This is a genomic window from Desulfoluna sp. CLI2B (assembly GCF_056847375.1).
The window spans coordinates 996,623-1,020,472 of sequence record NZ_CP186557.1 but is presented as its reverse complement, the minus strand read 5'-3'; the positions used below and the strand labels follow the sequence as shown (position 1 = coordinate 1,020,472).

General features: G+C 56.1%; 41 protein-coding genes, 1 other RNA gene and 1 pseudogene. 9 read left to right on the top strand and 34 right to left on the bottom strand.

Features of this window, described 5'->3' with window-relative positions; all coding sequences use genetic code 11:
• Nucleotides 1–40: 40 nt before the first annotated feature.
• Nucleotides 41–640: a hypothetical protein gene (locus tag ACOYW2_RS05055; protein ID WP_482769630.1), complete on the bottom strand. Its 600-nt coding sequence runs from the start codon at nt 638–640 to the stop codon at nt 41–43.
• 323 nt (nt 641–963) lie between these two features.
• Nucleotides 964–1,128 carry a hypothetical protein gene (locus ACOYW2_RS05050; RefSeq protein ID WP_482769629.1) on the bottom strand — a complete coding sequence of 55 codons (165 nt, stop codon included), beginning with the start codon at nt 1,126–1,128 and terminating at the stop codon, nt 964–966.
• Nucleotides 1,129–1,419: 291 nt separating this feature from the next.
• Here ACOYW2_RS05050 and ACOYW2_RS05045 point away from each other — a divergent pair, with 291 nt between their 5' ends.
• The 6 genes from ACOYW2_RS05045 to ACOYW2_RS05020 all read left to right on the top strand — a co-directional run bounded on the left by ACOYW2_RS05045 (nt 1,420) and on the right by ACOYW2_RS05020 (nt 4,797).
• The gene (locus ACOYW2_RS05045; RefSeq protein ID WP_482769628.1) at nt 1,420–2,466 is read left to right on the top strand and encodes a terminase gpA endonuclease subunit; all 1,047 of its coding nucleotides are present in this window, start codon (nt 1,420–1,422) and stop codon (nt 2,464–2,466) included.
• Nucleotides 2,467–2,560: 94 nt separating this feature from the next.
• An RNA gene (locus ACOYW2_RS05040) (hammerhead ribozyme type II) lies at nt 2,561–2,629 on the top strand.
• Between the two features lie 118 nt (nt 2,630–2,747).
• Nucleotides 2,748–2,945, top strand: coding sequence for a hypothetical protein (locus tag ACOYW2_RS05035; RefSeq protein ID WP_482769627.1), 198 nt, complete (start codon nt 2,748–2,750; stop codon nt 2,943–2,945).
• Nucleotides 2,946–3,009: 64 nt separating this feature from the next.
• Nucleotides 3,010–3,231: an AAA family ATPase gene (locus ACOYW2_RS05030; RefSeq protein WP_482769626.1), complete on the top strand. Its 222-nt coding sequence runs from the start codon at nt 3,010–3,012 to the stop codon at nt 3,229–3,231.
• Nucleotides 3,232–3,234: 3 nt separating this feature from the next.
• On the top strand, nt 3,235–3,711 hold the full coding sequence (locus ACOYW2_RS05025) for a ParA family protein (RefSeq protein ID WP_482769625.1): 477 nt from the start codon (nt 3,235–3,237) through the stop codon (nt 3,709–3,711).
• A 321-nt stretch (nt 3,712–4,032) separates the two neighbouring features.
• Nucleotides 4,033–4,797, top strand: a complete 765-nt coding sequence (locus ACOYW2_RS05020; RefSeq protein ID WP_482769624.1) for an O-methyltransferase — start codon at nt 4,033–4,035, stop codon at nt 4,795–4,797.
• Nucleotides 4,798–4,928: 131 nt separating this feature from the next.
• Here ACOYW2_RS05020 and ACOYW2_RS05015 read toward each other — a convergent pair whose 3' ends face one another.
• The 6 genes from ACOYW2_RS05015 to ACOYW2_RS04990 form a co-directional block, all read right to left on the bottom strand.
• Nucleotides 4,929–5,111, bottom strand: coding sequence for a phage tail assembly chaperone (locus ACOYW2_RS05015; protein ID WP_482423665.1), 183 nt, complete (start codon nt 5,109–5,111; stop codon nt 4,929–4,931).
• 605 nt (nt 5,112–5,716) lie between these two features.
• The gene (locus ACOYW2_RS05010; RefSeq protein WP_482769623.1) at nt 5,717–6,058 is read right to left on the bottom strand and encodes a phage tail protein; all 342 of its coding nucleotides are present in this window, start codon (nt 6,056–6,058) and stop codon (nt 5,717–5,719) included.
• 42 nt (nt 6,059–6,100) lie between these two features.
• On the bottom strand, nt 6,101–6,313 hold the full coding sequence (locus ACOYW2_RS05005) for a phage tail-collar fiber domain-containing protein (protein WP_482769622.1): 213 nt from the start codon (nt 6,311–6,313) through the stop codon (nt 6,101–6,103).
• The gene (locus ACOYW2_RS05000) at nt 6,216–6,521 is read right to left on the bottom strand and encodes a phage tail-collar fiber domain-containing protein (RefSeq protein ID WP_482769621.1); all 306 of its coding nucleotides are present in this window, start codon (nt 6,519–6,521) and stop codon (nt 6,216–6,218) included. The genes ACOYW2_RS05005 and ACOYW2_RS05000 overlap by 98 nt, the downstream gene beginning before the upstream one ends.
• Nucleotides 6,522–6,534: 13 nt before the next feature.
• Nucleotides 6,535–7,116 carry a phage tail protein I gene (locus ACOYW2_RS04995; RefSeq protein ID WP_482770980.1) on the bottom strand — a complete coding sequence of 194 codons (582 nt, stop codon included), beginning with the start codon at nt 7,114–7,116 and terminating at the stop codon, nt 6,535–6,537.
• A gap of 115 nt (nt 7,117–7,231) precedes the next feature.
• On the bottom strand, nt 7,232–7,384 hold the full coding sequence (locus tag ACOYW2_RS04990; RefSeq protein WP_482769620.1) for a hypothetical protein: 153 nt from the start codon (nt 7,382–7,384) through the stop codon (nt 7,232–7,234).
• A 168-nt stretch (nt 7,385–7,552) separates the two neighbouring features.
• Between ACOYW2_RS04990 and ACOYW2_RS04985 the strand changes: the two genes are divergently transcribed.
• The 3 genes from ACOYW2_RS04985 (at nt 7,553) to ACOYW2_RS04975 (ending at nt 8,428) form a co-directional block, all read left to right on the top strand.
• Nucleotides 7,553–7,714, top strand: coding sequence for a hypothetical protein (locus ACOYW2_RS04985; protein WP_482769619.1), 162 nt, complete (start codon nt 7,553–7,555; stop codon nt 7,712–7,714).
• The gene (locus ACOYW2_RS04980; protein WP_482769618.1) at nt 7,707–8,066 is read left to right on the top strand and encodes a hypothetical protein; all 360 of its coding nucleotides are present in this window, start codon (nt 7,707–7,709) and stop codon (nt 8,064–8,066) included. The genes ACOYW2_RS04985 and ACOYW2_RS04980 overlap by 8 nt, the downstream gene beginning before the upstream one ends.
• 176 nt (nt 8,067–8,242) lie before the next feature.
• A complete protein-coding gene (locus ACOYW2_RS04975; protein WP_482769617.1) occupies nt 8,243–8,428 on the top strand; it encodes a hypothetical protein in 186 nt (61 codons plus the stop codon).
• Nucleotides 8,429–9,028: 600 nt separating this feature from the next.
• Here the strand turns inward: ACOYW2_RS04975 and ACOYW2_RS04970 are convergent.
• The 26 genes and pseudogenes from ACOYW2_RS04970 to gpM all read right to left on the bottom strand — a co-directional run bounded on the left by ACOYW2_RS04970 (nt 9,029) and on the right by gpM (nt 23,773).
• Nucleotides 9,029–9,856 carry an FkbM family methyltransferase gene (locus ACOYW2_RS04970; protein WP_482421961.1) on the bottom strand — a complete coding sequence of 276 codons (828 nt, stop codon included), beginning with the start codon at nt 9,854–9,856 and terminating at the stop codon, nt 9,029–9,031.
• Between the two features lie 745 nt (nt 9,857–10,601).
• The gene (locus ACOYW2_RS04965; protein WP_482769616.1) at nt 10,602–11,540 is read right to left on the bottom strand and encodes a hypothetical protein; all 939 of its coding nucleotides are present in this window, start codon (nt 11,538–11,540) and stop codon (nt 10,602–10,604) included.
• Nucleotides 11,516–12,205: a hypothetical protein gene (locus tag ACOYW2_RS04960; RefSeq protein ID WP_482769615.1), complete on the bottom strand. Its 690-nt coding sequence runs from the start codon at nt 12,203–12,205 to the stop codon at nt 11,516–11,518. The genes ACOYW2_RS04965 and ACOYW2_RS04960 overlap by 25 nt, the downstream gene beginning before the upstream one ends.
• Nucleotides 12,202–12,321, bottom strand: a pseudogene (locus ACOYW2_RS04955) (hypothetical protein); the annotation flags it as partial. The gene ACOYW2_RS04960 and the pseudogene ACOYW2_RS04955, both read right to left, overlap by 4 nt.
• Nucleotides 12,282–12,668, bottom strand: coding sequence for a baseplate complex protein (locus tag ACOYW2_RS04950; protein ID WP_482770979.1), 387 nt, complete (start codon nt 12,666–12,668; stop codon nt 12,282–12,284). The gene ACOYW2_RS04950 and the pseudogene ACOYW2_RS04955, both read right to left, overlap by 40 nt.
• Nucleotides 12,668–12,931, bottom strand: coding sequence for a hypothetical protein (locus ACOYW2_RS04945; protein WP_482769614.1), 264 nt, complete (start codon nt 12,929–12,931; stop codon nt 12,668–12,670). Before ACOYW2_RS04945 ends, ACOYW2_RS04950 begins: the two co-directional genes overlap by 1 nt.
• A 501-nt stretch (nt 12,932–13,432) precedes the next feature.
• Entirely contained in the window at nt 13,433–13,822 is a 390-nt protein-coding gene (locus ACOYW2_RS04940; RefSeq protein ID WP_482770978.1) for a tail fiber protein, read from the bottom strand.
• Between the two features lie 67 nt (nt 13,823–13,889).
• The gene (locus tag ACOYW2_RS04935; protein WP_482769613.1) at nt 13,890–14,327 is read right to left on the bottom strand and encodes a phage tail-collar fiber domain-containing protein; all 438 of its coding nucleotides are present in this window, start codon (nt 14,325–14,327) and stop codon (nt 13,890–13,892) included.
• A complete protein-coding gene (locus tag ACOYW2_RS04930; protein WP_482769612.1) occupies nt 14,324–14,866 on the bottom strand; it encodes a phage tail protein in 543 nt (180 codons plus the stop codon). Before ACOYW2_RS04930 ends, ACOYW2_RS04935 begins: the two co-directional genes overlap by 4 nt.
• Nucleotides 14,866–15,186, bottom strand: coding sequence for a hypothetical protein (locus ACOYW2_RS04925; RefSeq protein WP_482769611.1), 321 nt, complete (start codon nt 15,184–15,186; stop codon nt 14,866–14,868). Before ACOYW2_RS04925 ends, ACOYW2_RS04930 begins: the two co-directional genes overlap by 1 nt.
• Before the next feature lie 53 nt (nt 15,187–15,239).
• Entirely contained in the window at nt 15,240–16,031 is a 792-nt protein-coding gene (locus ACOYW2_RS04920) for a baseplate J/gp47 family protein (protein ID WP_482769610.1), read from the bottom strand.
• Nucleotides 16,031–16,321 carry a DUF2590 family protein gene (locus tag ACOYW2_RS04915; RefSeq protein ID WP_482769609.1) on the bottom strand — a complete coding sequence of 97 codons (291 nt, stop codon included), beginning with the start codon at nt 16,319–16,321 and terminating at the stop codon, nt 16,031–16,033. Before ACOYW2_RS04915 ends, ACOYW2_RS04920 begins: the two co-directional genes overlap by 1 nt.
• A 25-nt stretch (nt 16,322–16,346) precedes the next feature.
• Nucleotides 16,347–18,098, bottom strand: coding sequence for a phage tail tape measure protein (locus ACOYW2_RS04910; RefSeq protein ID WP_482769608.1), 1,752 nt, complete (start codon nt 18,096–18,098; stop codon nt 16,347–16,349).
• 3 nt (nt 18,099–18,101) lie between these two features.
• Nucleotides 18,102–18,248, bottom strand: a complete 147-nt coding sequence (locus ACOYW2_RS04905) for a DUF6890 family protein (RefSeq protein ID WP_175469783.1) — start codon at nt 18,246–18,248, stop codon at nt 18,102–18,104.
• Between the two features lie 41 nt (nt 18,249–18,289).
• Nucleotides 18,290–18,550, bottom strand: coding sequence for a putative phage tail assembly chaperone (locus tag ACOYW2_RS04900; RefSeq protein ID WP_180136644.1), 261 nt, complete (start codon nt 18,548–18,550; stop codon nt 18,290–18,292).
• Between the two features lie 12 nt (nt 18,551–18,562).
• On the bottom strand, nt 18,563–18,868 hold the full coding sequence (locus ACOYW2_RS04895; protein ID WP_482769607.1) for a hypothetical protein: 306 nt from the start codon (nt 18,866–18,868) through the stop codon (nt 18,563–18,565).
• Between the two features lie 28 nt (nt 18,869–18,896).
• On the bottom strand, nt 18,897–19,115 hold the full coding sequence (locus ACOYW2_RS04890; protein ID WP_482769606.1) for a hypothetical protein: 219 nt from the start codon (nt 19,113–19,115) through the stop codon (nt 18,897–18,899).
• 14 nt (nt 19,116–19,129) lie between these two features.
• Nucleotides 19,130–19,531 carry a hypothetical protein gene (locus ACOYW2_RS04885; protein WP_482769605.1) on the bottom strand — a complete coding sequence of 134 codons (402 nt, stop codon included), beginning with the start codon at nt 19,529–19,531 and terminating at the stop codon, nt 19,130–19,132.
• The gene (locus ACOYW2_RS04880) at nt 19,531–19,731 is read right to left on the bottom strand and encodes a TraR/DksA family transcriptional regulator (protein ID WP_482417200.1); all 201 of its coding nucleotides are present in this window, start codon (nt 19,729–19,731) and stop codon (nt 19,531–19,533) included. The genes ACOYW2_RS04885 and ACOYW2_RS04880 overlap by 1 nt, the downstream gene beginning before the upstream one ends.
• Nucleotides 19,732–19,804: 73 nt before the next feature.
• Complete coding sequence (locus tag ACOYW2_RS04875) at nt 19,805–19,996, bottom strand: phage protein (RefSeq protein ID WP_482769604.1); 192 nt, start codon at nt 19,994–19,996, stop codon at nt 19,805–19,807.
• Entirely contained in the window at nt 19,996–20,181 is a 186-nt protein-coding gene (locus tag ACOYW2_RS04870; RefSeq protein WP_482769603.1) for a hypothetical protein, read from the bottom strand. Before ACOYW2_RS04870 ends, ACOYW2_RS04875 begins: the two co-directional genes overlap by 1 nt.
• Nucleotides 20,182–20,190: 9 nt before the next feature.
• The gene (locus ACOYW2_RS04865) at nt 20,191–21,300 is read right to left on the bottom strand and encodes a DUF2586 domain-containing protein (protein ID WP_482769602.1); all 1,110 of its coding nucleotides are present in this window, start codon (nt 21,298–21,300) and stop codon (nt 20,191–20,193) included.
• A gap of 23 nt (nt 21,301–21,323) precedes the next feature.
• Entirely contained in the window at nt 21,324–22,013 is a 690-nt protein-coding gene (locus ACOYW2_RS04860; protein ID WP_482769601.1) for a hypothetical protein, read from the bottom strand.
• Nucleotides 22,013–22,462 (bottom strand): phage tail protein, encoded by a 450-nt coding sequence (locus ACOYW2_RS04855; RefSeq protein WP_482769600.1) that lies wholly within the window; start codon nt 22,460–22,462, stop codon nt 22,013–22,015. The genes ACOYW2_RS04860 and ACOYW2_RS04855 overlap by 1 nt, the downstream gene beginning before the upstream one ends.
• A 2-nt stretch (nt 22,463–22,464) precedes the next feature.
• A complete protein-coding gene (locus tag ACOYW2_RS04850) occupies nt 22,465–22,938 on the bottom strand; it encodes a head completion/stabilization protein (protein ID WP_482769599.1) in 474 nt (157 codons plus the stop codon).
• A 103-nt stretch (nt 22,939–23,041) separates the two neighbouring features.
• Nucleotides 23,042–23,773, bottom strand: coding sequence for a phage terminase small subunit (gene gpM / locus ACOYW2_RS04845; protein WP_482769598.1), 732 nt, complete (start codon nt 23,771–23,773; stop codon nt 23,042–23,044).
• Between the last annotated feature and the right edge of the window lie 77 nt (nt 23,774–23,850).

Genomic DNA, 23,850 nt, shown 5'->3' with positions numbered 1-23,850 from the left:
AAAATCACCGGACCACTCACGCAGCCCGGCAACACATCCACTAGCTATTTATAACGCTCCTTTCTCGTGAACATTGTTCCCTTTCGGGGTAAAAAAAATGCACCTCCGCCTTAGAGCGATTGTGCATGGGAATCACACGGCCGTTTTTTTCAGGCTTTGACGGCTTGTCTTTGGTCTCCGCCCTCCGCTTAGCCGTTTCCAGCTCGCGGTTTCGTTCTCTAAGGTAACCGATCTCGTCACGCAAGGCGCTGAGTTCAGCCGTGTTCACCTCCAGCATCACCTTGTAATGCTGAAGAAGCTCTTTCAGTGCTTCAACTTCCATCTTCTTACCAACCTTCACTTCTTTGGTGGGTACATCTTTTGTCAGGTTGGTGTCGCTGTTTTTTTTGGGGTTGCCTGAGGCTTTTTCGGCCAGCAGCTTACGTCCCAGGACGAGGAACTCATCGTATTGGTAACCGCATGCCTTGGCTATTGCCGTTTGAGCTTTAAAACCGGCGGTCTTCTTGCCATTAATAATTTCACTTAAGAAGCCTCCTGAAATATTTGCCTTATCGGCCAACGCGGTTCGTTGACGATTCCACTTTTCAGCAGCTTCCCACTTAAGTGCTGCCAAAAAATGAGTGTACTCGTCTCCAGCCAAAGAAGCCCTCCTTAGATCAAAAATAAAAATATGTTCGCAATGAGCTAAGAAAAAAGCAACATCTTTAAGTTAGACTATTGCGAATAATGCTCGACATAAATATTCGCCAAAGCCTAAGTCATGAGATATAAAACGTGGAACGCAAATAAAGATAGCCAGAAAGGCGAATTTAAGTACAGGCTTTATGAGCGAAATATTCGCTAAAAAAAGCGGCCATCATGGAAAAAAGCCAAAGAATTGGCTAATGCCACCAGCATCAACCCTATTGTTTGGATTGAAGGGACACCCGAAGAGATCCAGGTAGCCGTAAATAAAGCAGCGACTCAACCTGACTCACTGTCTTGATGTTGCTTGATGGATTTTTTCAGGAAATAGATCACCTGCCGGGAAAGGATGCGCTCCTGCTCTTCAGCGATCTTCGTGAGCTGCTCCTTGAGATCCCGGGTACACCGGATGTGAATGTGTGTGGTCTTTTCCATCTTATCCATGGATCTCCCTTAACAAGGAACACGCAACGGCGCAATGCAATATACTGGAATCAAAAAAAAAAAAAAAAAAAAAAAAAAAAACGTGGGCCACACGGAACACAAACACAACACCCTGTAACACACGGGGTTTCCCACGGGCCACCACAGGGGCCGATCCGCCCCTCACTGGCAGGTCCCGCGCCACGCTTTAATAGCGGTATCAACGTAATCCAGGGGGAAAGAACCCTCTACATAAAAAAAGGAGCAGGAATCATGGAAAACGAATCAGGAGATGTAATGAAATAACAGGCGATGGCGCTACTCGAAAGTCATAGCACCACAATTCCCAAGCGCATCGTTCCTCTTTCAGCGGTGGCCCTCACATGTGGGATCACCATGTGGAAGGACCGCTTTTGCTTTGTTGTCAGGGCCTGGGGCAAGGATCTCACCAGCTGGCTGATTGAGTATGATTTCATCTCTAACTGGGTCGAGCTGGAGGAGCTTATTTTCAATACCCGGTACCCAATCCAGAATGCATACCCTGAAACGATGGGCATCTTTCGAGCAACCTTTGACCTGGGCTGTATGTGTGGTGACGACGAGGACGGCCAAGCACGCATCGATACGGCATACGAATGGCTGAGGGAAAAGGGGCAGGGTGTGGTGTTCGGCGTCAAGGGCTCATCCAGGTCCCAGTTCCAAAAAACACAGGTCAAAGTGGTTGAGGCTCTTCACAGGAACGGCGCATTCAGACCTCAGGAAATCCGCACCGTGGACATGGACCAGCTCAAGGACCTTTTTCACTACCGCCTCACCCGCAAGGATAGCGACTTTCAAAGGCTCTACCTGAACGCAGATACCGAACCGGCATATGCCAGGATGCTCCTGGCCGAAGAAAAACGCAGAGACCCCGACTCCAAAAAGATCCGATGGCCCCTCATCAAAGGTGAAAACTCTTACTTCCGGGATTGCGAAATGTTTGCGGCAGCCTGTGCAGACTCTTCGTGGGTGCCCAACCTCCGTTCTCTTGCAAAGCTGGAAGAACAGGGCACCACGAAAGACAATGAGTTGGGCCCTGACGAAAGCCAGCGCCCTCAGGCCGATTTGAGTCAAGCCCAGAAGATAAAGTTGCTGGAGCTGGCTTGTTCATTACCTGTGCCCCTCAACGGCGACGGCTGGAAAGTCTATTACAATGAGATGGTCGAGCTGGTAACCGGCGCGAGCATCCAGCCCAATGATACGAGATTACCTCGGCTTGAAAAGATACCACTGAGCGACACCTCGTTGTCCCAGGTCATGGAAATGAAAGAACGTGAACGGTCTCTCATGACATCACTTGGCCCGCTACCTCAGGCCTGATCTGATTTCTCACGACTCCAAGCCATTCGGTCGGCTCCCCCTGAAGTTACCAACTCTTAATAGAAGAGGGAGAAGGCCAACGCGAAAGATAAGAAGTCGAAACGCCCCTTTCCCGGGGAGTCTGCACGGGACTGGCCGCCCGGCACTGATGAGACAGGCTGAACAAATGAGCTGATGGATGGCTGCTGTGTGAGACTCCGGCCACAACATCCAACGACAAAAAGACAGACAAAAAGGGCGTTTCCCGTCACGGGTGAATTGCGCCCAAAATCAGGAGAGCCATGAAGCGTGAAAAATCGGGTCTTACGGCCTCGGAAAAACGGAAAACATCGGCAACCCTACTCGGTAAGCCCCACCCCATCTTTAAGAAAAACGACCCTGTACGATACCACCCTGTCATCGGCGGCCCCGATGATGGCAAGACCTACACCATCCGGGGATCGGATGCCTGCCCAGCAATCGACATGTGGCGTGGCTGATAGGAAAGGTTGGGTACGTGCAAGTGAAGGCCTTAAGCCTTGTGGAGAAAGGAAAGCTGAAAAGATGAACATCACCTGCATCGCAAACCAAAAAGGAAGCGTGGGCAAAGCCACCACCGCCATCAACCTGGCCGCCGGGCTCGCACTGGCGAAAAACGGGTTCTCCTTGTGGACCTGGCCCTCCAGGCGAACCTCACCAGCGCCGCCGGAGTGTTTGCTTCGGGCTGTGCCTACACAACAAGCCATGTGCTCCACCAGGAGGCGGGGATCCCCGTGGCGGTGGTGAAGGATGTCCTGGGCCTCACCGCGGGATCTGCTCCCGGCGGACGAGACGTTGAAGCGTGCCGAAGATCTGTTGATCCCGGAGCTGTTCTCCGAGTCCCGGCTGGCCAAGGCCCTCCAGGGGCTGAACTATGACCACGTGCTCCTGGACTGCTCTCCTTCCCTGGGCCTTCTCACCATCAATGCCCTAGTGGCGGCGACCCATGTGTTGATCCCCTGCGACTACGGAAGCTTTTCCATCGGCGGAATCGCCTACATCCATAACAAGATCGTCGAAATCGGCCTTACAGGAAAGACGGTGCGCCTGTTTGTAACCATGTACCGTAGCACCACCACCCGCACCAATGAATGGGCAGAAGGTGAATTGTCCCAATACCGGGAGATCATGCTCCGGACAAAGATCCGTAAGACGGAGCCCCTGCTTAAAATCGTCAAGGCTGGCGGGAATCGACCCCAGCGCCTTAACATGCCATTGTATACTTAATATCAAAACCATATATGACCATTGGCCTTTCATCTGTATCATGCTGCAGAAATCATCTTCCCCAAATATGAAGAAGCGCTCCACCTTACATTATTGCCTTTATCTTATTCATTCAGAAACCCTGCAGATCCCAAAACTAAACTTTTGACATTTTTTATTAAACGCAACGGCATCTGCCACTTTTTTCAAAGCACACTTTTCATTGAGCCTAATCGCTTGTAAATTTTTAAACAAAATGATAATCACAACAGGTTTTCTAAATTGCTACGATTAACCTAATTATACGATTAACCTAATTAATGGAAAAACGTAATATTCAACATGAGTATATCCCAGATAAACAACAAATTTTTTGTAATACTCAGAAAATACTTTGAGCTTCGTGCAAAATGGAATATTCGCAAAAGGCCTGAACTTTGGGGGATGCTATCCGAATATCTGAATAACACAAAATCTACAGGTTGCAGTTATAGTGACTACTGGGAACTATATAAATATACCCGGAAAATAAAGCCGAATGAAGTTCTTGAATGCGGCACCGGGGTTTCAACCATTGTTATTGCGGCAGCATTGAAAAAAAATAGATTGGAGGGCTTCGGGGGTAGAATTACTTCAATGGAAGAAATAGATGAATATTATCAACTTTCATTAAAGCTACTACCCCAATCGATCAATCCCTTTGTTGAAATCATCTGCAGCCCTCGTCAAGAATTTGCTTATTCCATATATAGAGGTATGGGTTATAGAGATTTACCCAATAGAGATTACGATTTTATCTTTATTGACGGCCCAAATTATGCTTCTCCCAAAGATGGAATGCTCACATTTGATTTTGACTTTATAAATGTCGTGTTGACGTCTAATCGTCCAGTTTATGGATTTATCGATAAGCGAGTTAGCACTTGTTACGTACTACAAAAAATACTTGGATGTAAAAAAGTCAAGTATAATGCGATCAAACATATTGGCTACATAGGGCCTTGTACTAAAAACGATTTAAAACAAATCGATCTTGAAACTCCGTCCCTTTCATTCGCTAAAAGTTTCAAACTATTTGGCAACTCAGAATTAAAATTAACCCTTTAAAACACACCCCTATAAAAACTTTTTTTTTTTTGGGGGGGGGGGATACGTCTAAGACACAAAGCATAAAAATCAATTTTAGTGTGCATTTTATATTACATCTCAACATAGATTGAAATAACAGGCACAAATCATCACGGCTGAAGAACCACGGGCCAAGGAATTGAGTCGGCAACTGCGATTAAAGTTTCCGGTAGATCCCTAAGCTGTGATCTGTAGATTTTCCATTCTTTTCTTTTATCTACGTCGATCGGATAATCAAGTATCATTATATAGTCGCATTCGCTTAACTTTGCGTCCCGCTGCGGCCTAACCACATTATCCAACCAGAGGGACAGATCCGTTTCCCAATCATTACCTTTCCATCTCGAATTTGGTAGAGGATCTTTATCCGTCCAGGCAGAATCAGGAGTAATTCTTATCTCCGAGATGCTATGTGCTTCATTAGAAACTGTATCAAAAAAAAACTGACCACGGTAATCTGACTTAACAACCCATTTGTGATATTCTAAGACAGCAACCTCATTGTTGCTGATTTCAGGTGGAGACTGCAATGATTATGTTTTAGGATTATAAAGCCACCGTTCTTCCAAAGAATGTGTTTCGTTAGACCACATTAGATTTTGACGTGGGATAGAGTCTCTTTCCACAAGGTATTCGCCGGTCTCTGGATGTGCATTATAAAGAGATGCAATTAGTAAAAAATCCCCCCCATTTATATCTGTTTATAGGCCTGGATTCAGCACCTCCCGACTTAGAAGTGATGGCTGCTGAACTGTTTGTTGTTGAGCCATAGGCTGCTCCAGGCCCAGGAGAATTTGTCGCAAAAGTGTTTAATGCATGAGAATGTTCCTTAATTATCAGACAATTGTTTTGTACTAACATTATCCCCTGTTATGCCATCCCCTCTATTTGTTCGGGATCAAGCGTCAGGATCAATCTCAGCCCCGTGGTCCCAATACTTAGGAAAAAGGCCTCGGTCATCGGGCAGACTAAAATGCAATTCGTCAACTCCCCCATACATGGTTCCAATTTTGGTAAAAAGATCCGGGTAATCTAACCGCAAGATGCTCGACCCATCCCGTTCAAGCATACGCCGCCGGATTATGTCAGCATCCGTGGGAACATAGGACAAGTTGATGTCATCACCCGGCTCGTAAAATGAAACTCTCTTCCCTTTGATGCTCACATCACCCGAAATCGACACATTCCCATGCTCATCCTTCCTTACCATCTCCGGATAAGCCTTCAACTCATCCGCCACATGCGCCCTCGTCGCCAACACAACCGCCGGAGCCACCTTCAGCTACACTGCAGCAGTGTCCGTCACCTCCAGGATCATCTTCACGTAGAGATCCTTGGAAGCACCCTGGGTAATCTTGGGCTTGTAGGTATGGGGATACTTACCGATGGCGATGAGGTTACCATCGGGATCTAAGATACCCACCTCCCGGGTGTCGAAGTCCCCCACACCCGATGGGTTTAACGCCTCCACCACCAGCCAGTTCGTTGGGTTCATGCACAGAAATATGGTTGATGCTGCCGCGCCACGCTTCGTTGATGAGGGTCGTTCGCTGCAGCATGGCCGCCAGATCCAGGCCCGAATAGGATCCGTTGCCGTCTCCCACGACCAGAGTTGAAAACGAGACCGACTTGCCCAGGACCGGGGAGTTGGTGAACATCGCCTTGCCGGTGTTGGTTAAGGTTGTGAAATAGGATTCTGCCATTGGTGTTTCCTTTTTAGGGATAGATGCAGGTGGTTTCGATCATCTGGGTTCCCAGGCCAAAGTATACCGGCCTGGACTTTTCAAGGTTTTCGGGTTGCCAGGGGAAGACGGAGACGGTTTCGTCGTATTGTCCGGCCATGGCCATGTGGATTGTGCCCTGCCCTGTCAGGTATTTGATCACGGCATAAAGCTTGGAGCGGACGTTCTTGTAGGCTTCGATGAGCTGATCTGCCCAGGCGTAGGCCTGATTAGTGACGCCCTGCTCGGTGACTTCCACGCGTACCCGAAAGTGGTAGGGCTGGCCGTCGTAGGTCCACCACTCTTCCACGGTACCGCCGCCGAGTACGTCGGCAATGGCGCCCTCGATGGCGGACGGGGTTCCTTTTTGTCGGTGACGGGCCACGGAGTTCCGGACAAGGGCCCTCTTCTTTTCAAGGGTCAGGCTGTCGTCCCAGAAGTCCACCTTGAACTGCCATGCCAGGTGGGTGAGGAGGGGCTCCTCTATCTCGTCTCGCCGGCTGTACATATATAAGGAGTCGATGGCCCGGTTGATCTGTTTCAGGTCGCCATCGATAGCGCGGGCGGCTGCCCGGATGCTTTCGTCTCAGGAGATAGACGCGGGGAGGATGTCTGAAAAGGAGATGTCGGGCAAGGCCTTACTCATCTTCCCCCCCCGCATAGTTCAGGGTTTGGGTGCCTGCCTGGGCCACCTAGGTGGTAGCCAGCTTTTGAAAAGAGGGAGACCGCAGCACCACGCGTTTTGCGCCGGCACTCTTTAAACGGAAAACCAGTTCGTCGGGGTTGATGTCACGGCCCAGCTTTTCGCACTGCCAGGCTGTATAGTCGGCAATGGCCTTGCTCACCTCTGGAGACATCCGACATACGGAGGCTTTTTTGCGGAATGGGAAGAGGCCAAGCCTGCTACATCCAAAAGCAAGAGCAAAGGCAACACAAGGACCCGGCGGAAGGCTCTCTGTCTCCCCGGGAACAGCCGAGCCACAAAAGACCCGAAGCTTGCAAGGAAGCTTCTCATGGAACAGAAATGCAAGGATTCCCTAATGGAAGTTGCCTGGGGCAACTACAAAGACGAACTCCTTGGTTACATCAAGGCGACCCGGGCCGATGGGACGTTCAAGCTCTATCAACAGGCCCTGAACAAGGCCAGCGAATGTTGGGGGTACTGTCATGATTGAGATCAACGGGCGCCATATCGACCGGCTTACCAGCAGCCTTCTTCAGGACGGACTGTCCTCGGCCTACGTGGCCAAGGTATATCGGCATGTCAAGGCGGCCTTAAAAAAAGCCACGGAATGGGGCTACGCCAAGCCATTGATCTTTCCAAAAGCACCGGCGGTACCCAGAACGGTACGCTACATCCCAACCCCCCGGCTCACAGAGATCATGGGGAAGATCGAAGACCCTGAATTTTACGATTTCTGCACCCTCACGGCCTACCTGGGGCTGCGCTCCGGTGAGGCGCTCCGGCTTACGCTCCAGGACATCGACAACCCCAAGTGCTTCCTGCGGATCTCAGCCAAACAATAATGCTCAAGAGTCCCGGGGTTCCAATCACAGCATGCCGTATAGGTCGGAGCGCTGCATCACCCGGATAGAAAAAGCCCCCGTGCGCAAAACCCTCTGGAGATGGACGACCGTCACGTATATCGGGCAGATGTTCAAACGAGCCGCACGGGCCGCCGAATACGAAAAGTACCACTTCCATGACCTCCGCCAGTGTCATGGCCATGCAGGGCGAACCCCTCAAGGCCATCCAGGAGCTGATGCGGCACAAGTCCATCACCTCCACCATGGTTTATCCCCATCCTTCCCCGCAGCACCTGGTCGAAGCGTCGGAAAGGTTCACATTGGGGCCAATCCAGCCACCCAAAAGCCCCGACGACAAATAGCCTACTTCACTTTGAAATATTTAAAAATATTGATGACAATTTTTTACCATGTAGCATATTATAAAATAATTTTTTAACGTATTTTTATACGTTCAGCGCAAAACATTGAAGTACTTCACAAACAACTAAATACTACAAAATCTTAGCCGCACATTTCCCGTCAGTTCCCAGCCCCCCGAAACTATACGGGAACTGTACGGGAATAGCGTAATGACAAGCATTTTGGGACCTATTCCAAAACATTTGACAAAAAAAAAGGGCCTCTCGATTCAATCGAGAGGCCCTTTATAATCCTCTGAAATTCAATAATTTTTATGGTACCCGGAACGAGAATCGAACTCGTACAGCCTTGCGGCCGAGGGATTTTAAGTCTCTAAGAGAGCACTATAAAATAGGACACTTACGCCGAACTGTAACGAAACTGTAACGGAAAACAGCCAATTCATGCATGTAAAGAAGGCACACTATTGATTAGTAATGAGCCTTCTTTTTGGAAATACAAGCAGGGTTGGGGTATCGAGTTGCCGATGCATCTGCCTAACGCTGAATGGATAATATTATCCTTTCACAAATCAAGCCATACATTATCAAACCCTTAAATCATACGAACCTTTTATTCTTCGCTACAAGAATATATCGCCCCGTCTTTTCCCCTTGGAGAATTTCGAAATCATTATTTTTCAAGATCTCTATGCATTCATCGATCGTTGATTCTCCTCTTCGCTCTTTCCCACAGTCAAAGGTAACATATTCCGCAATTTTGAGAGCGTTAGCAGCACCTTCTAAAACTTCAGGTTCAGCACCCTCAGCATCACACTTGATTAACTTAATTTTATTGATTCCTTTTTGCTGTATCAACCAGTCAAGTGTAACGGCTTCTTTGGTAATGGATACAGCACCTCCTAATGGCTGAATCAATGAACTATCGGCGGTGTCAATTTCGGAGAAAAATTCAATTTGCTCATTTTTATTCCATATCGCGTAGTTGTTCGTATCAATATTTTTTTGAGCAGCATTAGCTGTTAATGTTTTGAAGACATTATCATCTGCTTCAACTGAATAAACCGTTGCTCCAAGTTTACTGCAAAACATTGAGAACTCACCAATATTGGCGCCAATATCAACTACAACATCAGACTCAGAGATGCTGTAATAGTCTCCATAGCCATATGTTTTTGATAGCTTATTGACCCTTGCGCTAACACCGTTTTTATAAATGTACCACCTGTCTGGAGACACAATAAATAAATCCTCACCCATCACACTTAAGCGATAAGTCCCATTAGCACGACACAATTTCATGCGATCGGTATAATGATTACCGCTGAGAATATTACTTAAATTGTGCTCAGCGACCCGAAATCGAGCTCGCCAATATGCCGGTACTGAATCAATGACATTTTTAGGAATTATTTTGAAGCGTAACATCGTTAGTCTTTAACCTGTCCTTTCTGGCTGCGAACAGTACTGCAGCATATCATGCTATAACGGCCTTATACTTGAAACAATGAGCTTTCCGTCATGTTTATAGGGCATCTGGCTTCATCCGAATCGATTATCCTCGGAAAGCGAGGTCTGGGACAAAAAGGCAAGGAGTTCGCTACTCAAAAACCGCTACATCTCTTAAGCCATTTCGACCGATTTTCGTTTACAGGCTTCGTCCTTAACCTTTGTAGAGGGATCGGCCTCCATTACAAGAATGACGGAGAACCAAACAATTTGTATATCTAAACAGAACAGCCTCGTTTATATGCCATATAATTATTAGGTAACACAACCCTTCCATAGAAAAATTGAAGTTACCCCAACATGAATCCCCATATAATACACTTGTTAGAAGTGTCACATCTATACCCATTTAGATTTATAGAAAAGCTCTATTATAGTTCACTATGATTTCGATTACCTGCGAAGCAATGCAAACTCTGCAATTCGAGAAAATCGACGAAGACCCAGTAACAACGGGCTCCCATCCCCCTGTTGCACCCACCCCCTTAGTTGCAAAAAAACGCTCCAAGCCTATCGAAGGTGAGGTGTGGAGGAGTGAAATTTTTCCCGGGTCTGGGATTTTTCACGGATAGCGGGGCTTTGGGTGGTTTCCCGTCGGTGCTAAAAAAACGGCACAGGGATTTTGCCTGTGCCGTGGGCTGAGAAGCCCGTTGTTATTGGAGGATCACGGATTCGAGGTGTGGTGGAAGGAGTGGTACCGGCGGCTGGATCGGCCGGAGCCAGTTGCATTTGCCTGGATGGAGTCGATGTCGGATTTTGCAACGGCCACGGCGGTGGCCTTGGCTGCCACTGTGCCGGCTGCAGAAGACTGGCCCACCCCGGGGTGGGTATGGCTGGCCAGAGCGGACAGGGCATCCTTGATTGCGCCCAGGGCGCTGGTTAGGGTGGGCAGAAGGGAGACGCCACCCGGGGCCCCGATGGTGATGGCCGGGGCGGCCAGGGTCACGGCGGCGGCGTTGATGGCCTTGGGGCCGGTGACGGTTTCGGTGGAGGATCCGCCCACGGTCTCGGCATGGTTGCCGGAGACGGTGACCGTCTTTTCTCCGGACGACTCGGAGCGGGTCCCGCTTGCGGTATCGTCCACGGTCTGGGCCTGGAGCTTTCGCAGGGCCGTGGCCACCTCCTCGATGTTCCGGGCGGCGTCCAGGATGTCCTGGTCTGTTGTCCGCTCCCAGTTGCCTGCGGCATCGTGGAGCTGGTGAACACCCGGGCGCTGTTGCCAGAGTCCGGAGCCATCCGGCACCCCTGGCATGGAGAGCCCCATGGGGTAGACGTGCTGGATCACCGGGTGATCGGGGCGGCCCTCCACCCACCGCACGGTGACGATGGTTCCGGGCCGGGGCCAAAGAAAAAGCCCGGCATCGGGCCCTGCTGCCGGTACGGGCAGGGGCACGGCTTCGAACCGGGGGAAATCCGGGGCGGGCTCGCCCTCGGGGGTCAGGATCTCGATGTCCGCCGCCCAGTAGGGCCGGAACCGGTCACAGGTTGCACCGGCCACGGGCGGGTCGGAGATCTTCACCACCCGGGCGTACCGGTCCAGGTGATAGCCTCCGGAGAGCTCCGGGAACATCCGGAGCACTATGCGTCTAATCGCTTCGCGCATGTCACCACCATAAAGTGTTCTTTGAGTTGCAGGCTTGTGATGTACTGCCCGTTCATCTGCACACCGGGCCGCAGCCCGGGAATAGCTTGCAGGGTCTTGGTGCCGTCCAGCTGCACGTCCTGGAAGAAGGTCTCCGGCACGGTGAAGGGCTTACCCGCCCACCGGCTGTCCTCCCAGGCCCCCACGAAGACCTGGCCATCGCCCTGCTGCTGCCAGATGTAATTGGGGATGGAAAACACGGCACCCATGGAATCCAGGCCGTGGATGCCGTTGGCGATGGTCTGGAAAGCCGGGCATGGGGTGTCCGCATAGGACGCCTCCGGAACCACGAAGGAGAGCCCGGTTTTCCGGGTGTAGACGCCCAGCACGTCCCGCAAGGAGGCGTTCCGGATCGACACGGGCAAGGAGCCCCACAGCACCGCCGAAAGCTCGCGGCAAAAAAGGCGCTGCTGCCTGGCGTCCACCGTGTGGCTTCGAACCACAAACCCGGTGAAAAACGCCACCGGATCCTTCCGGGCATCGCCCATGGCCATCTCCACAATACCTGAAAGGGGCTTATCGCCATTACGGCGCAGTCGGCCCGGCGTGGAGATATCCAGGCTCACGTGCTCCCGGACCAGGGGCACCGGTTGCCCGGCCACCATCACTATCTTTTCCAGCTTCACGTCAAGGCCTCCGCGTTTTCCAGAACATCATCAAAAGAATCCGCCCCGCGCCCGTTCCGCCACGATGCCTGAAGCTTCACCGGCTGGCGCACCTCCACCCGTTCCGGGTTGCTCTTGCACTCCCGAAGGGTAAAGGAGACCTTCCAATTGCAAGCTCCCTGCCTCCTCCCAGTTCACATGCTCGGAACTGCACTGGGCGCATCGCCACCATCGGCCGTGGGGTGCGTGATGGTCCAGATCTTCCGGTCTCCTTCGTTGAGGTCTCGGCGGTCTGGATCAGGCCCCCCAGGTCCGTTGCCATAGTGAAAGGGATCTGAAGGGACACCCGAAGGATCTTGGGCTTGGTCCCCTTCTCCACGGCATCGGTCCCCGATGTCTCCCCGGCCATATCCTCCGTCCGGAACTCCAGGTTGCCTTTCACCACCAGGTTCTTGCCTGGGACCTTAAAATCATCCAGTTGCATCATGGGGCTGTGTACCTCGTGGGTTTGGGGGGCTGTTCGGGCCATGGGACGTCCCCTTCAGGCCAGGGCCAGCCGGGCTGGTCGGGAAGATCGCACAGGGCATCGGCCCATGCGTGCCAGGCGGCGCGTTGGGTTTTGTAGTGGGCCTGGGCGTTGGGGTTGTCTTCGGAGGAATCGATCCAGCGGGTGAGCTGTTCGATGGCGGGACTGTATGAGGCTAAAAGCTTTCCGTCCCGTTCCTGGCGCTTGGCAGTGGATAGCATCAATACATCCACAATCCATACAGACCCATCGTGAGTCCGATGATAGGATGACGACGGTTCGGTTGTGAGACACCCTGCAGGCACATCAACAGCCAAATCCGTGATGATATGTTTTGCTCCGTCTTGGGTCCAGTAAGTGGTATCACGTTTGTCTATGACCACCTCCCATTCCCGAAACCACCCTTCATCGGTCAAGGCGGCGCGGACTGCGTAACCAGAATGGATATTTTGGGGCCTGGGGATAGCTGTTTCACATCGCCCGATGGGGTTACAGTGGCTATCAGGTTTTTCAACAGATGGTAAGGCTTCTCTGCTTCGCTCATCCCATGGATATATCAATGTTCATTTCCATAGTTCCCGTGTAGCAGTACGAGCATAGCCATGTTTGTGCGGCCGGGTTCTTCGGTGCTTCTCGTGGTTGATGTATTAACTCCGGAGGAGTTATCCGTAGGGCCATAACAGGCGCCACCACCGGGGCTACTTTTGCTATAGGTATTGAATTTATGATTGTGAGCCTTGACTTATTGGTCTCAATTGCTTCCACTTTTGCCCCAGATCAACACCACGCCCGTGATCCCAACCACGCACAAACTCCCCCCGGAGATCTGGCAACAAGCTCCGCCCATTCCCCCCCACCCCATGCCGTCCTGCAAGCAGTGCGTTAAGTACTGCGGAGGCCTCCGGGCACTCCCCCCCATTCGCCTCCAACCACCCAGTTGGCGGCACCTCACAATCAAAGAAATCGATTTTCCCGATCCCCTGATTAAAAAGGGTCTTCACTTTATCTTCTGTGCATGCCCCCGTTTGCTCCGCAGTCACCCCGTGGGGGTTGGCCTTATTGCCAGCATGCTGCGCAAAGGCATCCCGAATGCCTCCATGCGCCCCCCGCATCCCCATCATGCTCCTCAGCTTCCTCGCTGGCGATCACGTGGTGTAATCAAACTGCCAGTGCTTCCGCCTACACACTCACCCCCGTCAGCGCCTGGGCATCCTGGAACCGCATCATCACGTTCCGGGTGATGTTGTTCCCTGTGGTATTCGTGCCCAGGTTCGTTTTCCTCTTGGGCGTCTCCGGCGTGGTGGTCACCGTGATCACATTGCCTGTCACCGCCTCCACGGTTCCGATCCAGTTAAAGGACATACCGCCGACATCGGAGCCCAGGATCAGAACAAGAACACCCACCCGCTCCGGGTTCACGTAGCCCTTGTGGGCATCATCGATGGTGTGGAGGATGATGTGGGCCGGGTCCGGCATTTGCTGGTTGCGGTCCACGGGTTGGGATGGGTCCAGGCCGGGGACCAGGGCAAGCACCATGCGATCGATGACGAGGGGGTTCTCCTCGCCCCGTAGCTGGTTGATGCGGGTCTGGCCCAGGGCGGTGATTGCACTGCTCATGGTTCCTCCAATATGGCTGTTTCGGTCAGGTGATCATTGGAAAATTCCACCACCTGGATCTCCATGGGAATGGTGGTGATGATCTTCCATTCGTAGCGGCGGCAGGTCCGCCCGTAGTGTTGAATCAATTCGGACAAAAGGCTTTCATTTTGGGCCAGCTGGTTGTCGGATAGGCGGATGGCCACCACGTCCCAATCGCGGCCCGGCATGCGTTCTTCCAGCTCCACGTAGCCCACGCCCAGGCGCTCGAAAATCTGTTTGAAGCCCTCCACGCTTCCGGCGTCCCGGGCGTTGGCGTAGGCGTGACGGACTCGCAGGCGGAAGAGGTTCAGGGGCTCGCCCTTGAACCGGGTGATGTCGCGTTGCCAGGCGATGAGCTCCAGCACGGCTTCCCGGCAGGTCATGGGGTCCAGTTGCTTCAGGGGCCAGAGGGCCCATTCGCCCAGGCGGGTGAACCAGCGGTGGGCGGCGGCTGCCAGCTTGGCCACCTGGCCCTTGTTCATCCAGACGGGCAGATCAAAGGCGGGTAGTTCCGTCATCAGGCCACCTCCGTGTTGACGGTGAGGAAGGAGAGCGTGGGGATCTCCATGGCGCTCACGATGTCCCCCAGGCTGAAGGAAACGGACTTTAAGTCCGGAAGCTGCTGGTGGAGCTCATAGGCCAGTGTGGAAAAGGAGAACCTTGAAAAGGGCATGGTCCGGGTAATTTTCGAAAAATCCTGGTTCTCGCGAAAGGCGAATCGCACCCGGTCCGACACGGCCTGATTCAGGGCGGCGATTCTCTCTCCGGAGAGAACCCCGTCGTGGTACACGGTCACCACCAATTCCCCGGGTTTCTCCGGCATGGGGAAGCACAGCATATCGTCCCCATGGCCGTGGTGGCCCTGGTCCCGGATGTAGGTGTTGATGCCGTCTACAAAGGACTGGGACGGCTTGACCCGGAGTCGATCATCACGAAGGCGTTGGCGTCTTCGGCCTCGGGGCGTCGTGTTCGAACCAGACGAAGTCGGGCTGGATACCTGCAAACAGGGAGATATCCGCCCGGTACGCGGCGTCGTGGTGATACTGGCCCACGGCGGAGAACTGGTTGCGGCATCGCAGCCGGAGGGAGTCGTCGGACTCCGCATCCGCCCCGGCGATGGTGATCCACTCCGCCTCGTTGGTGACGGCGGCAATTCCGGACACTGGCTCCGGCAGCACGGTGATCTGGCCCGAGGTTGTGGGCCGTGCCGGGGATCTCCGCCTCCACCGGCACCTGGGCGGAGATCACGCCGTCCGGGATGATCACCTCCTGGGTGGTGCGCACCCGGTAGATCTTCGTGTTGATGGGCAGCGTGGCAACCAGGATCCCGGCCTCCACCGTTACCTCCCCTTCGGCGGCCTCCCGGGTAAACACGAGAACCCCCCGGGTGGTCGCGGCTTTTTTCCTCTCTAAGTCCACGGCCCAGGCCAGCAGCTCCAGCCAGGCCCCGGTGGCGTCCTTCAGGAAGAAGTTGGGAAGCACCTGGGTTGCCAGGAGCTGCACCAGCCACATGGCCGGTTTGGTGGCGATGGCCGTGATCAGCCGCCAGAAGGGGGCCCACTCCGAGTCGTTGGCGATGCCCACCTCCTCCTCGGCGTTGATGGCCCGCCACTCGGTTTCCATGGCATCCTGGGAGACGGGGATCCCCGCGTCCACCAGCATCTGCTCGTATACGTCCGTCATCACACCTCCAGCGAAAAGCCGATGGGGCCAAAGTCCATGGTCTCGGCCCTCAGATAGAATTCCCCGGGTTTCACCTCGTCGATGGCGGCGGAGCCCGGCACGATGCGCACATCGTTATCCACGGCCAGGGTGATCATCATCTTGGTGCGGTCCACCAGCCCCCGGTTCCGGTTGCCCACCAGGGGCGGTAAAAAGCCCTCCTCCCGGATCATATGAACCAGGTCCTGGGCGATGACGTCCCGATCCGTGATGGTGTCGCATGTCGTCCAGGACCAGGTCGTCGTCTTCAATCAACAGGTCAAGATACATTGCCATTTACGATGCCATCACCAGCTGGCTGGTGACCTCCTGTGCGTTGATGGGCCGGGATGTAACGATCTTCCCCACATGCACGGTTTGAGAAGAGCTTGTGCTGGTGTTGGAGACAGCCGTGGCTATGGATTGAGACACGCCCCCCGCAGGCACCGCCGCCTGCCTGGGCGCCTCCAGGGAAGGCGACGTCTTCGGCGCCTCGGCCACGGGATCGTCCCCCACCCCGGGTATCCAGGAGAATTTTCCCTTCACCCAGCTCCAGGCGTCCCCCAGCTTGGCAAAGCCCCCCATCACCCAATCGATGCCCCCCATGATGGCCTTGCCCCAGGAGGAGTCCATGAAGGCGGCCTTCAGGTCGTCCCAGTAGTAAATGGCGGCGGCAATGGCCCCGGTGAGAAGCACCACGCCTCCGGCAATGAGCAGCACCGGGTTGGCCCACATGGCTGTGTTCATGAGCCACATGGCGATCTGCCCGGCGATCATCACGCCCCGAAACACGGCCATGATGCCCGACACCGCACTCACCGCCACGCCCCAGCCCATGGTGGCCATACTGGCCACGCCACCTGCCATGGCAAAGGCAGCCAACCCGGCGGTGAGGCCCGCCACCCCGATCACCGCGTATCCGATGTATTTGGTCAGGGTGGGATTGGCCGCAACCGGCATGGTCCCCGCCCCTTCGGCCATGGTCTCCACCACAGGGATTAGTGTGGGCAAAAGCGCCTGCCCCAGGCCGATGCGCAGGGCCTTGGTCCCCTGGTTCAACCGTTGAAAGGGGTCCACCATGGCATCGGCCATGGTCATGGCTTTTTCCATGCCCTTCACCTTGCCCAGGGCGTTCATGTCGCCTTCCAGCTTGCCCACCTTGGGCAACAGCAAATCGATCATGGCCACGGCTTCGTCGGAGCCGAAGGCCTCTTTCAGTGCGTCGGACTCGGCCACGTCCAGAGTGCTCCCGAACTTGCCCCGGATCTTCTGCAGGATGTCCACCATCCCCAGCATGCGCCCGTTGGCGTCGGTAAAGGAGAGCCCCAGCTTCTCCTGGGCCCCGCCGATCCCGCCAAGGAAGGCTTTGTACTTGGTCCCGGCCTCGGAGCCGGACATGGTGGCCTGGAGCGATCCCAGCACCGCCATCTGCTCGGCCTGGTCGATGCCCGCCGAAGTGGCCTTGGCCCCCAGGGCGGAAAAAGATGCGGCCATCTCGGAGCCGGTGGTCTTGAACATCTGCACCGCCGTGGCCGTCTGCCCGGTGAGCTGTTCCACCCAGTCCGCCTTGCCCATGGCGTTGGCGGAGTCGGCGAAGATCCCGTACATGGTGCCCATGTAATCGGTGATGGTTGCGGCGTCGGATTTCGTCCCCTTGGCAAGGATGTTGGAAGCGTTGGTGAAGGAGGAAAGCTCCTCTCCGGAGAGCCCGGCAATGGCCGACTGGATGTCGTAGGACGACGACACAAAGTCCTTGGCCGATTCCCCATACTTCACGGAAAAAGCGATGGCCTTGTCCGCCAGCATGTCCAGGGAGTTCTGGGCAACGTCCAGGCTTCGCACCTCGCCGATGGCCATGTTGAACTCCTGGGCCGGGGCGGTCAGGGCCGACACCGCGTAACCGGCGGCAGCCACCCCGGCAGCCCCGCCCGCCACCTTGCTGAAGGTGTCCGTCACGCCTTCCAGGGAGTTTTTGATTTTCCCCGCCGGGCCGGTCACCTTGTCCATCAGGTCGATGGTGAACATCAGTTTTTGAAGCTGGTTTGCCATGCATCACCTTCCGTTGAACGCCATGGCCACGCCTGCGGCAGTGGCCATGCGCTGTTTTTCCCAATAGTCCTTTTCCAGGAAGAGCGCTTCCCCCATGGCCCTGGGCGTCACCTCACGCCCCGGGAACCACTTGTGGGAGAAGGCCGTCATCTGGGATAGAGCGGAGTTCTCTATCCCGGCGGCAATCCGTTCTACTCCCCCACCGCCACCTCGATGGCGGGCACCACCTTGTTGATCAGATGGGTGCCGATGGCCATCACGTGGGTGGGGTTCTCCAGGAAGGGCTTCAGGGCCTCTTTGCTCTCCGGGGCCACACAGCGCACCAGGAAGTTATGGGTGGGCTGAACCTTGTCGGTGGGCTGCATCTCGTTGATCAGGCGCTCATGGTGGGCGGGGGTAACGTCGAAATCAATGGCGGTGCCGTCGATGGTCAGGGTGATTTTTGTGCTCATGGGTCTTTCTCCTTATTTTTTGATGAGCTGTTCGAACATGGAAAAGCGTTCGTCCAGGCGTTTGTCGAATCGGGTTTCAAAGTCTGAGAAGCGCGCGCTGAAGTCCGCAAACGTGTGAATCTCAGCCTTGGGAATATGCCGGGCTATCTTCAGCTCCAGCTGAGACATCTTAAGCTGAGTTTTAAAAATCTCTTCTTTGGCCTCCAAGGTCTGGGTGTAGCTAAAAACGCACCAGCACACGATGAGGGGCCAGACGTAGCGTGCACCCAGGTCGACCAGGTCACGAAAAGACAGAGGTTCATTTGTCGGGTGTGTCACAGCTCTTTCCCCTCAAAGTGGCTTGTGGTTATTTAGCCAGGGCCTTTTCAGCCTCGGGCAGGTCTCGGGTGGTCAATTCCTCGGCCACGAAGGCCACCAGCTCATCATCCACCGTGTTGGTGGTCCGTTTAGCCAGCTTCTTCAGCCCCAGGATCACCAGGCGGGTGAGGATCTTTTCACTGGCAACGGCCAGGGCCATGCGGCCAAGGATGTGGGAAGCGGAACTTGCAATGGCTGTCAAAAACATGGGCGTCTCCTTTTTTAGGTGGTGGCCATGCGGATCCCCGTGGCGATCTGGTCGTCGCTGTAGGGCATCTGGCCGTTTTCGTGTTTGATGATCACCGGAATGAGCCGGGGCAGAACCTCAGTCACCACCAGGGGCTCGTCCGGATCCACACCCAGCACCTGGGCCACATGGTCCACGTAGGCGGCGGTGTCGTTCTCCTTGGGAGGCGCCCACCGGGTGATGATGCCCCGCACGGTCTTGATGCCGTGGCGGCGCTGGTAGTTGGTCAACACCCTTGCCATGGCCCGGATGCCGTACTCCGGGGTTTTGAACAGGCAGAAGGCGGGGTCCGGCTGCACCTTGGCCAGGCCGTCCCAGTTGTCGCCGTGGCGGATGTTGCCGGGGTTGTTGTTGCGAATGCCTCGTGTTGCTTCCATCACATGGTCTCCAGTTCTTCCTGACAGTCCCGACACAGGGTGCAGCCGGGCATGGCCTTCCTGCGCCCTTCGGGGATCGGTTCTTCGCAGTGCGCGCAGATCGCAAGGCCCGGCCCCGTGGGAAGGGCGGCCCGGGCGCTGGCCACGGCGGCGTTGCGCTCGCGGGCTTCAAGGATCTGTGCGCGGTCCAATATGTCCATCAGTCGGTGAGCCCTTCCACCCTGGCCGGATCGAGGTAGGGTATCCGGCTTCACAAAGTTGGGGCTTGTCACCTCAAAGCCGGTTGGCATTCTTGTCGCTGGTGGGGTCGTAGTCCATGATGTCCTTGAGGTTCAGAAGGCACCCGAAGGCCTCCACGTTCTCCTCCTCCTTGGTCCCCTTGGCGTAGAACTGAAGGTCCACGGGCTCGATGCCCTGCCAGGAGCCCTTGGCCGCCGCCTCTTCCGCCAGGATGGCCATGGCCATCAGGCGGGCGTCCAGCTCGATGTCTCCCGGAGGCGCTGCCGCCCGCCCCGGGCACCCACACCGTTGGGCACGCCCCCGTCCTGAACGGACTTCCGCCCGTCTTCAATGGAGAGGGAGGCCTTCTCCGCCCGCAGGCGAAAATCCCCCAGGCTAAATGAAAAGCTGCTGTTGCTGATTCGCTTCATGGGTCACTCCTATGCGTTGGTGCTGAGATCCAGCATCAGGTTCACGGTGATGTCTTTGGGGCAGTTGTAGGGCCGCGCCTTCATGTAGATGCGCACGGAGTCCTTATCCACCCACTGGATGGTGATGGCGTCCCGGGCCGGGGGATGGATCTCCCCGGGGAAGATCTCCTTGCCGATGCGCGACCCGATGGACATTTTTCTCAGGGGCCGCATGAAATAGCTGGCGTTCTGGGCGATGGACTCCGGCGTGGAGTTCAGGCGGCGGTCGCCGATGCGCGCCACGGTCAGGGGATACACCTGGCGCATGGCCTTCTGAATGACGCGTAGGTTCTCCACCACCTGGAAGTCGCCCCCGGGCACGTCCAGCATGTTGCAGTCGCCCCAGTACACCCCGGGGTAATCCGGGTACCACTGGGGGACAGAGAACCGGTTCGCGTCCAGGGCCTTCAGGTGAGCCATGGAGAGCATCACCCCGTCCTTGTCCGTGGGCCTCTCGCCGAAGGTGCCGATGAGGGGACCGGTGGCCACCCGCATGGGCGTGTCCGCCACCGTGACAGCCCGGTTGCAAAGGCGCCCGGCCAAGGTGCCCTGGTCCGGTCCCCACAGGGCAGGCACCACGCACACCTGGTCGGCGGCCACGCCGTCGGTGATGGGCTTGATGGCCGCGATGTAATCGGCCCAGGCCTCTTCCACTCCGCAGCCCCGTACGCTGGCCATGAAGAAAACGGGCCGCATGTAGGTGGCCAGGATCGACTTGGCCTTGGTGAACATGGCCTCGATGTCGGTCTTTTGGGTCACGGGGTCGGTGATGACGATGGCCTCGCAGCTCGTCACCTCCATGGCGTAGTCCACGGCATCGGCCCAGGACCCGTCGGCGGCGATGGGCAGCACGCTGGCCCCCCAATTCTGCCCGGCGTTGACCATGGCGGCCTCCACCTGGGTCTTGAGGTTGGAGGCATCCGCCCCCAGGGCTTCGTCCAGGTCCGTGGCGTTGCTCACGGAAAGCACCTTGCCCTGGTTGACGGTGCCCTCCCCGATAAACAGGAAGTGACGCTCGATCTCGGGCAGGGGTCCCTGCATGAGGTTGAGCCGGTTAATCTGAATCGTTCCAAGTGACATTTTTTTTCCTAAGCTCCTTCGCTCTATGCGCGTCGCACGCGTTTCAAGGCGTCTTCGGTCATTTGGGTGAGAAAGGCGTCGGCATCTTCCGGGGTGGCCCCCAGGATGGGCCGGGGTGCGGGTTTGGTGTCCCAGCTCTGCTTGCCTTTGCGGGTTTTGTAGCGCATCAGGCGAAGGATCAGCCCGGCCTGGCCCAGGGTCATGTTGTCCATGATCCACTTGGCAGGCACCCGCTTGAGAACCGCCCCGCCCTTCCCCCGCTTCCTGGCCACCCGGCGGCGGAACCCTTCCCGGTTCAGGGCCCTTGCCTGGGCCGCGGTGGCGGGCTTTTTGTAGTCGGGCACGCCGTGGACCCTTGCCATCTTCCTGGGCGTCCAGGACTCGGCCACGCCCCGGTGATGCCGGTCCGCCACCTTGGCCTGGCCCACGTTCTTCCAGCCCACGGTGGCCTTGCTCTTGCTCACCACCTTGGTCTGCATGCCCTTAGCCATCTTGCGCATCATCTTGCGCTTGGTCCGGCCATCGGCCCGGGGTGCCATCCTTTCTCCGGACACGGTCTTCTGGCCCCGCACGTTGTCCCGGGTCTTCTTCCGGGTCTGCCTGCCGATATCGGCCAGGAGCCTGCGGGACTGCGCCGTGCTCATGGAGAGCACGTCCAACTGATCCAGAAGCCGCAGGGTTTTCCGTTGGTCTTGCTTGACTGCCAGGTTCATCAAACCGCCTCCAGCCCGGCCAGATTCTCGGCCACGTTCACCCCGGCATCTCCCACCCGCCACTGCTCGCCTTCAAAGGCAAGGGGCCCTTCCGGGTCGGGAACGATGACCAGGGGCTCGTCAAACTCCACGCCGATCTCCACGTCCACGGTCTGCTCGTCGGAGAGGGACACATCCACGTCCGGGTCGGCCAGGTCGAGTTCAAAGCGCTCAACGTCGTATTTGGCCAGCCAAAGCACGATGCAGGAAAGAAGCAACTCGGCAACGGAGCCCGGGCACCTCTCGATGGAGATCACCGCGTCGTACCGGAACCGGCCCACCTCCAGGCCGTGGCCCAGGTCCTTGCCGATGAGGGAAAGTTTCCCCTGGTCGGCAAAGGCTTCCATCTGGTCCCGGGTGATGCCGGGAAGGGTCAACAGGTGGGCAGCAAGGCCGGATAACTTCTTCATCCTTAGAGGGCCTCCACATGGATGGTCATGGTGCCCTGCATATCTGCCAGGGCAGAAAGGGCTTCCCGGAACCACCGGTCCGCGGTCTCCGGCGCTTCCTTGGCGTCGGACTGGGCGTCGTTCTTCCGCAGCATGGTGGCGTAGTCCGAAAGCAGAAGCCCCTTGGCGTGGCAGCACACGGCCCGGACGTACTGCAAAACAAGGGGATGAAGGTCCCCCAGCATCTCGCCGTCGTCCACGGGCACCTCGGACAGGCTCGTCCTGCCCGCCTCGGCATGTCGCGCCCGGAACCCGGCCAGCTCCTTGTTGGCCCAGAGCATGCCCAGCCTCATCCGATCGGCCAGCAAGGCTTCCCGGTACTCACCCGGCAAGCGGTAGGCCTCCTGGAACTCGGCCAGGTCGATGTCCGGCCAGAACGCGTTGTTCTGGACCATCGTCCCCTTGGGCAATTCGTCTGCAAACCCGGTAAAACTCATGGTGTCTCCTTGGTTGAAAATGGACCGGCCCCCGCCTGGGTCCGAAGCGTTTCACATAACGTGGACGCACGGCCCGGCGGGATCGGCCGGTGGTGTGGGAGCTTTATTCGGTGCCTTCGGCTTCCGCCCCGGAGGCCTCAGCCGGTTCGGCGGGCTTCTCCTCGGCGGGCTTGGCGCTCTCCAGCTTCTTCCGTGCTTTGCCCAGCACGGTTTTCACTGAAGCGCCATACTCCGTGGCACGTTCAAAATGGGTTACGGCTTCGGCCCAGGACTCCAGGTCCATGGCCACCAGGCCCTTGAGCTTGAACATCTTGGCGCTCACCTCGTCGGGGATGTCCCAGTCTTCGGCCAGCTCGCACACCTGGCCGAAGTAGGGCTCCACCGACCGCCCGGCCTCGTGCTCGCCGTCGGCCCAGGCCAGGATGGTGTCGCAGAGGAAGGTGGGCAGGTCCCGGCGGAACCGCTCGGGCATGGGCACGCCGTGCTCGATGCAGTAGAGGGCCAGGGCCATGCCTGCGTGGATGTCGGCGATGTCAAAGAGCCACACCAGGATCTGCCCAAGCAGGGGGTGGTCGGAGCCGGACGCCTTCAAGGTCTCCACCACGGGCATGTACTTGGGCACCAGGTGCTGGGCCTTCTCCGTCTCTTTCTGCTTCTTGCTGCGGATCAGCTTGAGCTTGGCCAGGTCGTCCTCCAGCTCCTTTTCAAAGCCGGTCAACGTCTGCTGCCTGGCGATGGGCGAGGTGGGCATGGTTCCCAGAACAGCGAAGGACTCCCCTTCCCCGTAGCCGGGATCTTCTTTTTTCTTTTCCTGAAATCGTTTCATCAACGACATGGGTTTTCTCCTTCAATGAAGTGGGGGCCAGGGCCAGGAGGAAAGCCCCGGCCCCCGGTCATACCCGGGACACGCCC